14 protein-coding genes and 1 pseudogene are annotated in these 14,614 nt (G+C 57.6%); 3 read left to right on the top strand and 12 right to left on the bottom strand.

Features of this window, described 5'->3' with window-relative positions:
• Nucleotides 1-91 precede the first annotated feature (91 nt).
• The gene (locus ACESMW_RS12800; protein ID WP_372987407.1) at nt 92-730 is read left to right on the top strand and encodes a GGDEF domain-containing protein; all 639 of its coding nucleotides are present in this window, start codon (nt 92-94) and stop codon (nt 728-730) included.
• 383 nt (nt 731-1,113) lie between these two features.
• On the opposite strand, the gene ACESMW_RS12795 is transcribed toward ACESMW_RS12800, so the two are convergent.
• From ACESMW_RS12795 to ACESMW_RS12740, 12 genes and pseudogenes are all read right to left on the bottom strand, one after another.
• Nucleotides 1,114-1,419, bottom strand: coding sequence for a hypothetical protein (locus tag ACESMW_RS12795; protein ID WP_372987406.1), 306 nt, complete (start codon nt 1,417-1,419; stop codon nt 1,114-1,116).
• A 256-nt stretch (nt 1,420-1,675) separates the two neighbouring features.
• On the bottom strand, nt 1,676-3,247 hold the full coding sequence (locus ACESMW_RS12790; RefSeq protein WP_372987405.1) for a transposase: 1,572 nt from the start codon (nt 3,245-3,247) through the stop codon (nt 1,676-1,678).
• Nucleotides 3,248-3,395: 148 nt separating this feature from the next.
• Entirely contained in the window at nt 3,396-3,926 is a 531-nt protein-coding gene (locus ACESMW_RS12785) for a hypothetical protein (protein ID WP_372987404.1), read from the bottom strand.
• 209 nt (nt 3,927-4,135) lie between these two features.
• Nucleotides 4,136-5,706, bottom strand: a pseudogene (locus ACESMW_RS12780) (IS1182 family transposase).
• 184 nt (nt 5,707-5,890) lie between these two features.
• Nucleotides 5,891-6,274: a hypothetical protein gene (locus ACESMW_RS12775; protein WP_372987403.1), complete on the bottom strand. Its 384-nt coding sequence runs from the start codon at nt 6,272-6,274 to the stop codon at nt 5,891-5,893.
• 112 nt (nt 6,275-6,386) lie between these two features.
• On the bottom strand, nt 6,387-6,890 hold the full coding sequence (locus ACESMW_RS12770; RefSeq protein ID WP_372987402.1) for a copper chaperone PCu(A)C: 504 nt from the start codon (nt 6,888-6,890) through the stop codon (nt 6,387-6,389).
• Between the two features lie 106 nt (nt 6,891-6,996).
• Nucleotides 6,997-8,118: a dihydrolipoamide acetyltransferase family protein gene (locus ACESMW_RS12765; RefSeq protein ID WP_372987401.1), complete on the bottom strand. Its 1,122-nt coding sequence runs from the start codon at nt 8,116-8,118 to the stop codon at nt 6,997-6,999.
• A gap of 169 nt (nt 8,119-8,287) precedes the next feature.
• Entirely contained in the window at nt 8,288-9,280 is a 993-nt protein-coding gene (locus ACESMW_RS12760) for an alpha-ketoacid dehydrogenase subunit beta (RefSeq protein WP_372987400.1), read from the bottom strand.
• Nucleotides 9,277-10,359 carry a pyruvate dehydrogenase (acetyl-transferring) E1 component subunit alpha gene (gene pdhA, locus ACESMW_RS12755; RefSeq protein ID WP_372987399.1) on the bottom strand — a complete coding sequence of 361 codons (1,083 nt, stop codon included), beginning with the start codon at nt 10,357-10,359 and terminating at the stop codon, nt 9,277-9,279. Before pdhA ends, ACESMW_RS12760 begins: the two co-directional genes overlap by 4 nt.
• Before the next feature lie 77 nt (nt 10,360-10,436).
• Entirely contained in the window at nt 10,437-10,955 is a 519-nt protein-coding gene (locus ACESMW_RS12750) for a phosphate-starvation-inducible PsiE family protein (RefSeq protein ID WP_372987398.1), read from the bottom strand.
• A 40-nt stretch (nt 10,956-10,995) separates the two neighbouring features.
• The gene (locus ACESMW_RS12745) at nt 10,996-11,334 is read right to left on the bottom strand and encodes a zinc ribbon domain-containing protein YjdM (RefSeq protein WP_372987397.1); all 339 of its coding nucleotides are present in this window, start codon (nt 11,332-11,334) and stop codon (nt 10,996-10,998) included.
• Nucleotides 11,335-11,395: 61 nt separating this feature from the next.
• The gene (locus ACESMW_RS12740) at nt 11,396-11,965 is read right to left on the bottom strand and encodes a histidine phosphatase family protein (protein ID WP_372987409.1); all 570 of its coding nucleotides are present in this window, start codon (nt 11,963-11,965) and stop codon (nt 11,396-11,398) included.
• 280 nt (nt 11,966-12,245) lie between these two features.
• Here ACESMW_RS12740 and ACESMW_RS12735 point away from each other — a divergent pair, with 280 nt between their 5' ends.
• Both ACESMW_RS12735 and ACESMW_RS12730 read left to right on the top strand, forming a co-directional pair.
• Nucleotides 12,246-12,698, top strand: a complete 453-nt coding sequence (locus ACESMW_RS12735) for a YaiI/YqxD family protein (protein ID WP_372987396.1) — start codon at nt 12,246-12,248, stop codon at nt 12,696-12,698.
• Between the two features lie 85 nt (nt 12,699-12,783).
• Complete coding sequence (locus tag ACESMW_RS12730) at nt 12,784-14,574, top strand: ABC transporter ATP-binding protein (RefSeq protein ID WP_372987395.1); 1,791 nt, start codon at nt 12,784-12,786, stop codon at nt 14,572-14,574.
• Nucleotides 14,575-14,614: the final 40 nt, after the last annotated feature.

Genomic DNA, 14,614 nt, shown 5'->3' with positions numbered 1-14,614 from the left:
GATCTGATCCATGGTGGCAACGATCCTATGCGGTTGACGATAGCCGTATTATCGCTGATTTCGGAGACTTATTCAGAGTCTCCTTAGTGCGTTGGCGATTATTGCCGGGGAGTTTTTGGTTATTTTATCATCGTTTTGCACTATATGGATGGCTTCCGATGAACTGCAGGATGAGCTCTCAGAAATAGCCCGGGTTGACCCTTTGACGGAGATCTACAATAGGCGGGCATTCGACGAATGTTGTGATATTGAATTCAGCCGCGCGCAGCGTTCGGGTACTTCTTTCGCCATTATAATGTGCGATCTAGATCACTTTAAAAAAGTGAATGATCAGCACGGCCATCATATAGGTGATGAGGTGTTGAGGCGCTTTGCTGCTATTCTCAAAAACAGAATACGCCAGCATGATGTGGTGGCGCGTTTTGGTGGCGAAGAGTTTATTTTACTGTTGCCTAACAGCAATACCGAACAGGGATTACAGGTTGCGGAGCAACTCAGAGCAAAAACAGCAGCAACTCAGATTACCATTGATGGTGATATCAGCTTGACTCTTTCAGCCAGTTTCGGGGTGGCTCATTACTGTGCTGGTGACAGTGAATGGAGTGCGGTGCTGCACCGTGCTGATAATGCGCTTTACGCTGCCAAAAAACAGGGTCGTAACCGAGTTGTCGACCTGGCAACAGCGAACCAGAGCTTGAAAACTGACCTAAAGCTGGCTGAGCAGACATAGACCTAAATATAGGCCAGCTACTAAACCCGTGCATGCATGCTTTTTATATGACGCTGACTCTGAACTTTTTCAGAAAACTGGGCAAAAGGACAGAGGGTTCGCTGTCAGTTTTGGTGGCCTGACACTCACAATACTGAACGTCCAATACCAACGGTTTGCCAGCGAGATAGTCTTCAGGAGCGGAGTTGCCTGCAGGGACAAAGCTCGGGAGTCGGGATAGAAAGAGTAGATTAATCCGCCAGAGAGTTTGTGATGCGGTCCGTTGAATGTGACCTCCTGTGTTTTTGTTTTAACGCCAGCGCACAACGGCGCCCTTGTAATGGAGGCGCAACCGCAATGAAAAGGGCGTCCGGCGGCCATCGGCCACGTATTGATGCACCTTGTTATATTTCGTCGTCCTCAATTGGACCACCAACCGTATCGAAAATCATTGTGTGGCATTCGACCGTAAACCACTCGTCGAACAATTTCAGGGTGAGCTTCCGGGGCCATAAATCAGGGTCGACGTACCACCCACCAAGCTCGCTCTCAAATAGCGAGCGGAAGTTAGCTTTGACCCATTTTCTGAGTTGTTCAGGAGTGTCGGCCACTTCCTCGTCAATGAGGTAAACGGTACGTTCCTCGTTAACATCCTCTAGCGTGATTGCTGGGCCATCGGGGTTCGGATCAGCTTCGTTGATCCAGCGCACTGCGGGCTCTTTGTAGCGGAGGATTAAAGCTGACCTGTTGAGCAATTTTGAACTCCCTCAGAAATATAACGAGGCTGTAGAAAAACCCGATTCCGAGCCGTCCCCAGCACCTGATTCCTAAAATTTTTGTAGCGGCCATCAGCTAGCCGATTATCATCGTTCTGATGTTCAGCCATGAGTTTCGGCCCTTTTGAGGGTGTCAGTGCCGGTATTGTAGGCATCCAGCAGCCACATTTGTAACCGTCTGATCCCGATATCACGCCGCCAACTGCCCGTAATTCGCCAGCTTTTCAATATTGTGCACCAGGCAGTATAGCTGCCACTGGCCCTGCACCTTCTTCTTGCCTCGCAAGCTGAAGCGATTCAGCCGTTTGTTCGTGCCGATGTTGCCGAACACCGGCTCCACCACCGACATTCGGTGGCTGTATATCTCTTTGCCCTGTTGGCTGTCGACGCGGTGCTTCATCCAGTCCGTGTAGTTCGGCAGGCGCTTGTTCTCCGTGGTGAACGACACCTGCCGGCCAGAGCCATTTCGATGGTTAGCTGATGCTGGGTTCTGCATGCACTGGTGCTTTTTAGGACAGTGCCGGCATTGCAGCAAACGGCCTTCGAAGTGCACTCGGACCGTGCCGTTCTCGGCTGCTCGCTGACCTCGGTACGTGAGCACTTCACCGTTGGGACAGGTACAGGTCAGGTTCACCGGATCGAACTGGAATTCACTGGCCGGAATGATGTCTTTCCAACCTTTGTCCGGCAGGTTTTGATGCCGCTTGCCGTATTTGTCTTTCTGGTTTGCGAACTTCGGGTCCCGGCTGCGGAACTGGTTGTCCGGTACATAACCGTTGATCTGCCGTTCGTGCAGGTACTGCATGTTGGCTTCGTTGGCGAAGCCGGTGTCGGCTGTCACGATTGCACCTTGCTGGTAGATGCTCTCGGCAATGCCCAGTTTCTTAAACCGGGCTTCGACGGTTTCCAGTACCGGTTGCAGGGTGTGGTGCTCCTGGCCTTCGCCAAAGGCCTGGGCGTCGATGATGATCTGGTGTTTCTTATCCACCGTGGCGACCCCATTGTAGCCCTGGATCGTGCCTTTGCTGGTGGTCATCTTGGCGCTTTCGTTATCGGTGACGTTGCTCTTCACTTCCTTGCTCCGTTTCCCCCGGCCCATCCGTGGGCGGCTCGTCTTTAGGAAACGATCAATCTTCTTAGCGGCCTCATCCAGCGACAGAATGGTCTTCGCCCGGCGAATGTCGCGGTCCAGTTCGGCCTCGGTGTCTGCTTCGTCCCGCTCGTAATGCGCCTTGAGGTGATGACGGATCAGTCGTCGCAGTTTCTCCCGCTTCTCGCCCAGCTCCTTGAAGGTACCGGACCATTCCTTGGCTGCGTTGGAGGACATTTTGCAGCCGTCGATGGCAAACAGCTCGTTACCCAACAGACCTTCTTCGTGACAAACCAGCAGAACTTGTTCGAACAGCTCTTCGATCTCATCGGCGTGGCTGCTGACAAACTTGGCCAGGGTGGTGAAATGCGGAACAGTATCGCAGGACAGCGCTTTGAAGATGATGTTGGTCTCGCAGCACCACTGCATTTCGCGACTGGAGGTGATGCCCTTGGAGTAGGAAAACAGGATGATCTTCAGCAGGATGGCTGGATCGTAGGCCAGCCGGCCGGTGTCTTCGTTGCGGTACTTGGGATGAAACACCGCCAGGTCCAGCTTGTGCTCGATCAGGTAATGCACCGCGTGTTCAAAGGTGCCGGGCTGAAGCTGTTCCTGGTAGTTGATGACGACCATGGCATCCTGGTCGTAGTTGTAGTGCTTGAAGCGAGGCATGCCAACGACTCCTTGTCCGTTTGCCTGATTTTACCAAACCGGGATGGGGATTTCGGGGTTTTTCTACAGCCTCAACGTCGCTCAGCACGCGCGCCTTTGTAGTGAAGGCGAAGCCGCAACGAAAAAGGCGTCGCCGTGACTGGCATGGTTATGCGGCATTGCTTGATCTCAGCGCCAAGATGCCAGCTATGACCATTACTAAACCACTTGGCCCGAAAAAGGTGCCGTAACCAGACATCCCTATAGCTGCTTGTCCGCCAAGCAGTAACGCGCAGATGCCTTCCACGGCGGGGCGGATTCCAAGGTTAAAAAATAGCATGGGTAGCAGTGCGATAAATACCGGAGCGATAAAAAGTGGTAAGACTTCAATGCCATTAACTTCTACAAACGATTTGCTTGTTTCTTCCGTTGTTGACTCACTGATAGTGATCCCCGTGGCAGGCTCTATTGATATTTGGCTCCGTGTCTCCGTGCCTTGATACACTGGAGCAACAAGCAGTGCTGTGAAACCGGCTACAGCCAAAAAAATTGATGTAAACAGTGCGATGGATTCGGGGCGATTCGCAAATAGTTTTGTCAATTGAGTGCGACGGAACAAGGAAAAGCCAACACCGATAACAATTAGAAGAGCGCCGCCGATAAAAGCAATGCCAGAGCTCAGAAACAGCGCCTCAAACATGATTCATCCCCTATGACGCATAACGAGGCTGTAGAAAAACCCGGTTCCGAGTCGTTCCCAGCCCCTGGTTCCTAAAATTTTTGTAGCAGCCATCAGCTAGCTGATTATCGCCATTCCAATGTTCAGCCATCAGTTTCGGCCCTTTGACGGTCTCAGTGCCGGTATTACTGGCATTCAGCGACCACATTTCTGGCCTTCCACCCTCGGCATTACGCCGCCAACCGCCCGTAGTTCGCCAGCTTCTCAATATTGTGCACCAGGCAGTATAGCTGCCACTGGCTCTGTACCTTCTTCCTGCCTCGCAGGCTGAAGCGGTGCAGTCGCTTCGTGGTACCAATGTTACCGAACACCGGCTCCACGACCGACATCCGGTGACTATAGATTTCCTTGCTTTGCTGGCTATCCACACGGTGTTTCATCCAATCCGTGTAGGTCGGCAGGCGCTTGTTCTCAATGATGAATGATACCTGCCGACCTTTGCCTTTCCGGTGATTGGCAGCCTGCGGGTTCTGCATGCACTGGTGCTTCTTCGGGCAGTGTCGGCATTGCAAAAGGCGGCCCTGGAAGTAGGCCCGACTCAGGCCATTTTGGTCCGTGCGAGTGGCATGGTATTTCAGGCTTTCACCCGCCGGGCAAAGCCAGGTCAGGCTGACCGGATCGAACTGGAATTCACTGGCCGGAATAATGTCTTTCCAGCCCGTATCCGGCTGGTTCTGATGGCGCTTGCCGTACTTGTCTTTCTGGTTCTGGAACTTCGGATCACGGCTGCGGAACCGGTTGTCCGGCACGTAGCCATTGATCTGCCGTTCGTGCAGGTACTTCATGTTGGCTTCGTTGGCGAAGCCGGTATCAGCGGTAACGATGGTACCTTGCTGGTAGATGTTGTCGGCGATACCCAGTTTCTTGAAGCGGGCTTCCACGCTCTCCACTACCGGTTGCAGGGTGTGGTGTTCCTGGCCTTCGCCAAAGGCCTGGGCGTCGATGATGATCTGGTGTTTCTTGTCCACCGTGGCCACGCCGTTATAGCCCTGAATCGTGCCCTTGCTGGTGGTCATCTTGGCGCTTTCGTTATCGGTGATATTGCTCTTCACTTCCTTGCTCCGCTTCCCCCGGCCCTTCCTTGGGCGGTTCGTCTTTAGGAAGTGGTCCACTTTCTGCATGGCTTCATCCAGGGAGAGGATGGTCTTGGCTCGTCGGATGTCCCGGTCCAGTTCAGCTTCGGTCTCCGCCTCGTCCCGTTCGTAATGGGCCTTGAGGTGATGGCGAACCAGCCGTCGCAGCTTGGCGCGTTTCTCTTCCAGTTCTTTGAAGGTGCCGGACCATTCCTTGGCCGCATTCGACGACATCTTGCAGCCGTCGATGGCAAAGAGTTCATTGCCCAGCAGGCCCTGGTCGCGGCAGACCAACAATACCTGCTCGAACAACTCTTCGATCTCATCCGAGTGGCTGCTGACGAACTTGGCCAAGGTGGTGAAGTGCGGAACGGTATCGCAGGATAACGCTTTGAAGATGATGTTGGTCTCGCAGCCCACTGCATCTCGCGACTGGAAGTAATGCCCTTGGAGTAGGCGAACAGGATGATCTTCAGGAGGATGGCCGGATCGTAGGCCAGCCGGCCGGTGTCTTCGTTGCGGTACTTGGGATGGAATACCGACAGGTCCAGCTTGTGCTCGATCAGGTAGTGCACCGCGTGTTCAAAGGTGCCGGGCTGAAGCTGTTCCTGGTAGTTGATCACGACCATCGCGTCTTGGTCGTAGCTGTAGTGCTTGAAGCGGGGCATGCCGACCTTCCGTTGATCCGTTCTCCGCATCCTATCAAAGCCAAGCGCTGGTTTTTGGGAGTTTTTCTACAGCCTCAACGCCGTTGTTCAGCGGCCGGTTTGGAGGCGCAACCGCGCTGGAAAACCGGTCCGGTGGAGGCCCGTCAGGGCCGGAACGAACTGCAACTACTTGTTAGAGCTAATCTCAAGCACGTTTTATTCCCGCAACCTGACAAAAGACCAAACCTGCAAGCGCTCCAATCCCTCCACAGATAACAAATCCCGTCACAGACCCTGCAGAGAAATCACTGTCGATCAGGACAACCACTGGATAGACAAGCGCCAAAAAAACTCCTCCAAGTATGACCCTGCCCCAACTGATCGCTTTTAATAGCCTGGCAGCACAGTACAGAGGAAAACCAACCACAAACGTTATTGGGTAAATAACCAACGCAGCTGGCACTCCGAAATGCAGAGCCGCTCCCCAAGGTGAACCTGGAATGAAAAAAGAATACAGCATGCCCATTACGACCACTGCAGTTAACGCTGCAGTGGCGCTTAAAACGAATGCGAGCAACAGTCTGATCATGAGCAAACTCTAACACTGAAGCAGAGGTGGCGGAGTTATGCGCCCTCGTTCGCATAACTCCGGTCTGCGGGTTCAGTGTGAAGGGATAAGAGCCCGAGGGGCGAGGCTTCGATCAATTACCCATCTGGTGCCCGGAGTGATCCATCTCCGGTTTTTCCATCTTCATGCCACCATCCAGCGGCTCCACGGTGAGCTCGATGTTCATGTCATCGGCACCCTCGAAATCCAGTTGCACAGGAATGCTCTCGCCCTCGGCCAGCGGCTGGCTGAGTTTTTCCAGCATCAGGTGATAGCCGTGGGGTTTGAGTTCGACGGTTTTGCCGGCGGGGATCAACAGGCCGCCTTTGACCGGCTGCATCCGCATGATGCCCTCTTTCATGCTGCTTTCATGGATGGAGATCCGGGCGGCGCGGGGGGTTTCGGCACCGGTCAGGGTGATGTCACTCTCACCCATATTGGTGATGCTCAGGTAGCCCACACCCATGGGAGTGCCCGGCGGTGTCGGACGGCTCCAGGGATGGTCGATGCCCACCCTGCCGCTCTGGTAGTCGTGGGCAAAAGCGTTCGGGGCCAGTACGGCCATGCTCAGGAGCAGGATGCTCAGGCATTTTTTCATGGGAAAACGTCCTTTCTGGAGGAAAACGGAATGCCGCCAGCATAGAAAGGTCTGGCACCGGTGCCAAGTAGTACAGTGCGGCGAATGGTCGCGGCCGCCTCCCGGCTCAGGCCTTGGTGAGCGCCTCCACCATGGCTCTGAGGAAGCGGGAGGCCTCGCCGCCAGTAGCTGCGCGATGATCAAAGGTCAGGGACAGCGGCAATATCGGTCGAACAGCCGGTTTGCCATCGACGGGCACCACTTTGTCCCGGATGCTGCCGGACCCGATGATGGCCACCTGCGGCGGAATGATAACCGGGTTGGCGTACTGCCCGGTCATGGTGCCGAAGTTGGAGAGAGTGATGGTTGCGCCCTGCATTTCCTTCGGTGGAATCTTGCGGGTAGAGACCGCCTCCCGCAGGTTCTCCAGCCCCTTTCTCAGGTCTTTAAGGCTGCGATGGGTAATGTCCCGGAGCACGGGCACGAACAGGCCATCGGGGGTGTCCACGGCGATGCCCACGTGGACTTCTTCCAGTAACCGCCGCGTGAGATTGTCGCCATCGAACCAGCAGTTGAGTTCGGGGCAGGCTTCGCAGGCGGCACCGATGGCCTGGACCAGGCGCATGGTGATGTCGGTGCCTTTCTTCCAGGCGCCGATGTCCACATCCTCGAAGATCGAGACTGGCACTACCTGGGCGTGGGACAGCGCCATGTTCTTGGCCATAGTACGGCGGGTGCCCCGGAGAGGTTCGGCATCGCCCAGTTTTTTCTGGTGGCTGGCCTGGCGGTGGACGTCGTCGTTGGTGATCAGGCCGCCCGGGCCGCTGCCTTTGATCTGCTCGAGGTTTACACCCAACCGTTCCGCCAGGGCCCGCACGCCCGGCGTGGCCCGGTTGGCACGGGCGCGTTTGCTGGATGCGGCGGCGCCGATGATGAATTGTTCCTGGCCGGCCTTGCCCTTGTCTTCCTTGCCGGAGGTTTTGAGTTCGCCGACCACGGTGCCGCTGTCACTGCCCTCACCTTCGAAGGCGAGCAACGGTTCGCCGGTGTGGATGATATCGCCCGGCTCGCCGTAGAGTTTAGCGATGGTGCCGGCCTCGGGGGATGGGACTTCGACGATGGCTTTGGCGGTTTCTACGCTGACGAGGGTTTGATCGACTTCGACGGTGTCGCCGACTTTGACGTGCCATTCGACGATTTCGGCTTCGGGGAGGCCTTCGCCTAGATCTGGAAGTTTGAAGTTTTTCATTTTTACTCCCCTGGTTTCTGGTTTGAAGGTGGGGTCTGACCCCTTGGGGTCAGACCCCGGTGCCGGGCCGTGGCTGTTGGTGACTTGTCCGCGCCTTTGGTTTTGAAGGTGGGGTCTGACCCCTTTGGGGTCAGACCCCGGTGCCCAATCAACCCCGGGGGGCATTCGTCTATAGGGCGATGACTTGTTCTACGGCTTCTACGATATCCTCCACTTTTGGCAAGTAGGCGTCTTCGTTTCGGTAATAGGGCATGATGGTGTCGTAGCCTGTTACCCGCACCACCGGGGCCTGGAGGTCCAGGAAGGCGCCTTCGGCGAGGGAGGCGGCGATTTCGGCGCCCACGCCGCCGTTGCGGCAGGCTTCGTGGATGATGACGGCACGGCCGGTTTTGGCGACGGAGCAGAGCAGGGTTTCCCGGTCCAGGGGGCTGATAGTGGCCACGTCGATGACCTCACAGGTTACGCCCTGGTGTGCCAGTTTCTCGGCGGCCTGCAAGGTCTCCATGACGCAGGGGCCCCAGGTGATGAGGGTCACGTCATCGCCTTCGCGCAAGGTGAAACAGGTATCCAGCGGGAGGGCCTCGCCGTTGTCCTCGACGCTCTGGGTAACCGCCCGGTAAAGGCGTTTGGGCTCAAGGAAAATCACCGGATCCGGATTGCGGATGGCCGCCAGCAGCAACCCATAGGCCCGCTGTGGCGAACTGGGGATCACCACCCGCAGGCCCGGGATGTGGGCGAACAGTGCCTCGGTGCTCTCGGAATGGTGTTCGGGGGCGTGGATACCACCGCCAAAGGGTGCCCGGTACACGATGGGGCAATGCAACCGGCCCCGGGTGCGGTTACGCATGCGGGCGGCATGGCTGACGATCTGCTCCATGCCGGCGTAGATAAATCCCATAAACTGGAACTCAGCCACCGGCTTCAGGCCCTGGGTGGCCATACCCACGGAGGTGCCGGCAATCAGGTTTTCCGCCAGCGGTGTGTCCATCACCCTTTTGAAACCGAATTTTTCTTTCAGCCCCACGGTGGCCCGGAACACGCCACCATTGGTGGCGATGTCCTCGCCAAGTACCACCACATCCTCGTCGTGCTCCATTTCCCAGTGCAGGGCCATGTTGACCGCCTCCACCAGGGTCACGTCACGCAGCTCGCCCTTGCTCATGACTCACCTCCCCGGTATTTGGCGGCAATCCGCTCACGCTGGGCCTGAAGGGCCGGGGGAAGTGCCTCGAACAGGTAATCGACCATCGCGGTAGGTGGCTGGGGTTCCGTGGCCAGGTATTCCTCAACTGCCTTATCCACCTTGTTCTTGCTGTCGGCTTGCAGGGCCTTTTCCTTGTCGGCATCCCAGAGGCCGTTATCGTGCAGCCAGTTCTGCAGACGTTTGACGCCATCTTTCTCCCAGGCCCGTTTCAGGTCTTCGGCGGTGCGGTAGCGGGTGGCATCGTCAGCGGTAGTATGGTCTCCAAGGCGGTAAGTCACCGCCTCGATCAGAGTCGCGCCCTTGCCACCACGGGCCCGCTCCAGGGCGGTATCCAGAACCTCCGAGGCGGCAAAGTAGTCGTTGCCGTCCACCGCGTGCCCAGGGATGCCGGCGCTGATGGCCTTCTGGGCAATGGTCTCGGCCCCGGTCTGGAGGCTGCGGGGCGTGGAAATCGCCCACTGGTTGTTGATGGCGACAAACACCACCGGCAAATGCCAGGCCCCAGCCAGGTTGATGCTCTCGAGAAAATCCCCCTTGGAGGTGCCGCCATCGCCCACGCAGCAAACCACCGCCCGCTCCTCGCCCCGGATCCGTATGGCCGAGGCCACACCCACGGCATGACAGCACTGGGTCGCGATGGGCACCGCAATGGGCAGGTCTTCCGGACAATTCTCCCAGTTCGCACTGCCCCGCTCGTCTCCACCCCAGTACAGCATCATGTCCCTCAGGCTCACGCCACGGAGCGTATGCACCGCCTGATCCCGGTAATAGGGTACAAACACATCGGTTTTGGCCATGCTCTGGCCAATGGCGGTTCCAATCACCTCATGCCCCAGCACAGAAGCGTAGGTACCGCACTTGCCAGTGCGTTGCAGCGCGATGACTTTGGAATCGAAGGTGCGGGTCAGCACCATATTGCGGTACGCAGCCAGGACACGCTCGGTGTCCCCGGCCAGGGCGGGCAAGTCATCCAGTGGCTTGCCGTGGTCATCCAGATAGCGGGTGCTATCCACATGAAATTCATGGCGTTGTCTCATCCCGTACTCCTTACCCCGGCCCGACGGAGCTCTGTTTAAGGTTTAGACGAGAGGAGGCAATTGATCAATGCGGGGAGTCAGTCATCCCACTCCTGGTACTGGTTACCCTGCCGGAGCAGCCAGTAGGTAATACCCAGCGCCAGCGTGGTCGCCGCGATACCGATCAGATACATGGGAGTAAGGGTTTCGAAATCGAGCACGATCACCTTCCGGGCAATCGCCATCAACGCCGTCGCAACCACCAACTGAACCGGGAACACATTCGTGCCCAGATACAGCCGGATGTTGATGAAGATTTCCACCGCAATCAGCACCGCCATGAAGGCGCCGAAAGTGTAGAAAATATCGTTGATATTCAGAAGCAGGAAAGGCGGCGTGATCAGACGATCGTAAATGATGTAGATCACATCACCCACGCCCCAGAGAATCACCGCCACCATGAGAACTGCCAACACCCGGATGGCAAAGCGGATAACCCGGTGCAGGCCCCGGAAAAACGGATCCGGAAAATCCACCGGAAGCTCCTGGTGCAGCTCGTGCTTCTTGTGAGGCGGGACCTCAGGCTGTGACACCCCTTCCTGGTCCTTCTCAACCATCTACTCTCTCCATGAAGCTCCCGGTAACGGACAAAAACCGTCAGGCTTTCTTGACGAACTCCGACTTCAGTTTCATAGCACCGATGCCGTCGATCTTGCAATCGATATCGTGATCACCTTCCACCAGGCGAATGTTCTTCACCTTGGTGCCAACCTTCACCACCGAACTTGAGCCCTTGACCTTCAGATCCTTGATGACAGTGACCGTATCGCCGTCCTGGAGTTCATTGCCATTGGCATCACGAATCACCTTACCGGCCTCAGCTTCGGCCTGCTCAGCCTCCGACCACTCATGCCCACACTCGGGACAAACCAACTGAACACCATCTTCATAAGTGAATTCGGAACCACACTGGGGGCAAGGGGGAAGCTGGGACATTATCATTTCCTGTTAATTGAATGAGAACCGGATTATACCAGAAACCCCAGCCCCCGGTTCCCTAACGCCCCGGCGCCACCCGCGCCAACACCGTCGGATCCTCCGACAACGGCCACGCCAGAATCACTCCCTCATTCGACGACGGATAGACTCCGGCCAACCGGGTGATATTCACCTGATGCGACACCATCACCACCGGCAACCCCGGCTCCAGCTCATTCACCAACGCAATCGTCTGCCGAGTCTGGGTAGCCCCATCGCCCCGGCCCTGGAAAAACGAATTCAGCGACGGCCACTCCGTCACCTCCCCAACATCCATTTCCGTAGCCGTATCCCGACACCGACACCACTGACTGGTAAACACCCGCGCTTCCTCAATTCCGTGCTCCGCCAAAAACGGCTTCCACGCCCGCGCCTGCTCCCGACCTGCCTCGTTCAGGTTCCTCTGGGTGCTGCAGTCGTTCAGATCAAAATTGCCGGGGTCGCCTGTGCCGGGAGCCAGGGCGTGGCGGAGAATCAAAACAGCCCGGCCGTCTTGCAGGGCTTGCCAGGCTTCGGCGTTGTTGTCATTAGCCGAAGCATGGAGTGATGACAGCAACACCAATGCGGCAAAGACTATCCTTGAAATCATTCTTCGATAAATCACGCTCGTCTCCCTCCAATCCCCGCGGAGTTATCTCCCTGAGCCGGAGAGCTGTTTCGGTCAGCACTGTCCAAAAATGTTGAAGGCCAAGGATGGCCTGAAACAAGCGCACATGGACGTGCTCGTAGCGGTTTTTGGACAGTGCTGACCGAAACCGCCTACTCCAAAATCAGGCCCCATTCTCCAAAATACGCGGACATCAACTAACAGGCTCAATGCCAGAACAGTTAAACTCTACACCCAGAGCCAACACCAAAGGAAAACCGAAATGCCAATCTGGGTCGACGCCGACGCCTGCCCCGTCCCCATCCGGGAAATCCTCTGCCGCGCCGCCACCCGCTGGCAAATCCAGACCACCTTCATCGCCAACCACGCCATCAGCCTGCCGCCGAGCCCCTGGATCAGCCGCCGCCAGGTCCCCCACGGCTTCGACGTCGCCGACAACGAAATCATGGATCAGATGACCAAAGGCGACCTCGTCATTACCCAGGACATCCCCCTGGCCGCCGAGGCTATCGAAAAAGGCGCCGACGTCTTCAACCCCCGGGGCCAGGCCTTCACCAAAGAAAATATCCGCCAGCGCCTGGCCACGCGCAACTTCATGGAAGAAATGCGCAGCGCCGGCCAGGTCACCGGTGGCCCGGCCCCGTTCAGCCAGACCGACCGCAAGGAATTCGCCGACCAGCTCGACCGGTGGCTACAGCGCAACGTCAGAAGATGATAATGATTCTATTTTAATTGCCCGGCATTTCCGCTAACCTCCCTGCCCCATCGATGTCGGGCCAACCATCTGGGAGAAAGGGGAAATGTCCAGCAGCAGTCACACCAACACCAGCAGCTTCGCCGCCCTCGCCCGGCTCCTGAGGTACGCCCGGGGCTACCGCCGCCAGATCATTGCCGCCACCACCTGCTCAATCATCAACAAACTCTTCGACATCGCCCCGGAGATTCTGATCGGTGTCGCCATCGACGTAGTGGTAAACCAGGAGCAGAGCTTCGTCGCCGGGCTCGGCTTTGAGACCGCCCGGGAGCAGATCACCATCCTGGCGGTGCTGACCTTCTTCATCTGGGCGGGGGAATCCCTGTTCGAGTACCTGTTCCAGATCCTCTGGCGCAATCTGGCTCAGCGGCTGCAGTCGGACCTTCGCCAGGATGCCTACGAACATGCCCAGCGGCTGGACATGAGCTTCTTCGAGGCGCGCAGCTCCGGGCAGCTGGTGGCCACCATGAACGACGACGTCAACCAGCTGGAACGTTTTCTCGATGGCGGCGCCAATGCCATGATCCAGGTCCTGGTTACCGTCGTGGCCGTCGGTGCCGTGTTCTTCGTAATTTCGCCCACCGTGGCCCTGCTGGCCTTCACCCCGATTCCCCTGATCATCTGGGGCGCCTTCTACTTCCAGCGCAAGGCCGGCCCCCTGTATGCCGACGTCCGTGAAAAGGTGGGCGATCTTTCCAGCCGACTGGCCAACAACCTCGGCGGCATTGCCACCATCAAGAGCTTTACCGCCGAGCAACGGGAGGCTGAGCGGCTCAAGGTGAGCAGTGAGGCCTATGTGGACGCCAACCGCAAGGCGATTCGCATCAGCTCCGCCTTCATTCCGGTCATCCGTATGGCCATCCTTGCGGGCTTCCTGGCCACCTTTACCGTCGGCGGCATGATGGCCCTGGAAGGCACCCTGAACGTGGGCGCCTACGGCGTGCTGGTGTTCCTGACCCAGCGTCTGCTCTGGCCCCTGACCGGCTTGGCGGAAGTGATCGATCTGTTCGAGCGGGCCATGGCCAGTACCCGCCGGATTCTGAACCTGCTGGCCGAACCCGTCCACGTGCGGGACGAAGGTGGCAGGGACCTGGCCCAGCCAGTAAAGGGTGAGGTGGAATTCCGCAACCTCAGCTTCCACTACCCCTCCAGCGGTGCCGGCATCCGGGACATCAGCCTGAACGTGCCGGCCGGCAACACCCTGGCCCTGGTGGGCGCCACCGGTTCCGGCAAGTCTACCCTGATCAAGCTGTTGCTCCGTTTCTACGACCCGAGCCACGGCGAGATCCGCATCGATGGTCAGCCGATCCGGGACATCAACCTCAAGTCCCTGCGCGGGGCCATCGGCCTGGTCAGCCAGGATGTGTACCTGTTCGAGGGTTCCATCCGCGAGAATCTGGCCTACGGCAAGCCCGATGCCACCAATGAGGAAATCATCGAGGCCGCAAAAACCGCCGAGGCCTGGAGCTTCATCGAGGCTTTGCCCGAGGGCCTGGATACGCCGGTGGGCGAGCGTGGTGTGCGGTTATCCGGTGGCCAGCGCCAGCGCCTGTCCCTGGCCCGTGCCCTGCTGAAGAACCCGCCGATCCTGGTGCTGGACGAGGCCACCAGCGCCGTGGACAACGAAACCGAGGCAGCCATCCAGCGCTCCCTGCGCCGGATCGGCCACAACCGCACGGTGATTATGATTGCCCACCGGCTGTCCACCATCGTGGATGCGGACACCATTGCCGTGATCGAGAACGGCCGGGTCGTCGAGCAGGGCAACCACGAAACCCTGCTGTCGAAGGATGGTGCCTACCGGGCTCAATGGCGCGTCCAGACCGGGCAAGTCTGAACTTCAAATCCAATATCATTATTGATAGTAATTCGTATTT

Source organism: Marinobacter sp. (genome assembly GCF_041690455.1).
Lineage (GTDB): Bacteria > Pseudomonadota > Gammaproteobacteria > Pseudomonadales > Oleiphilaceae > Marinobacter.
This window is presented reverse-complemented; position numbering and strand designations above follow the sequence as displayed.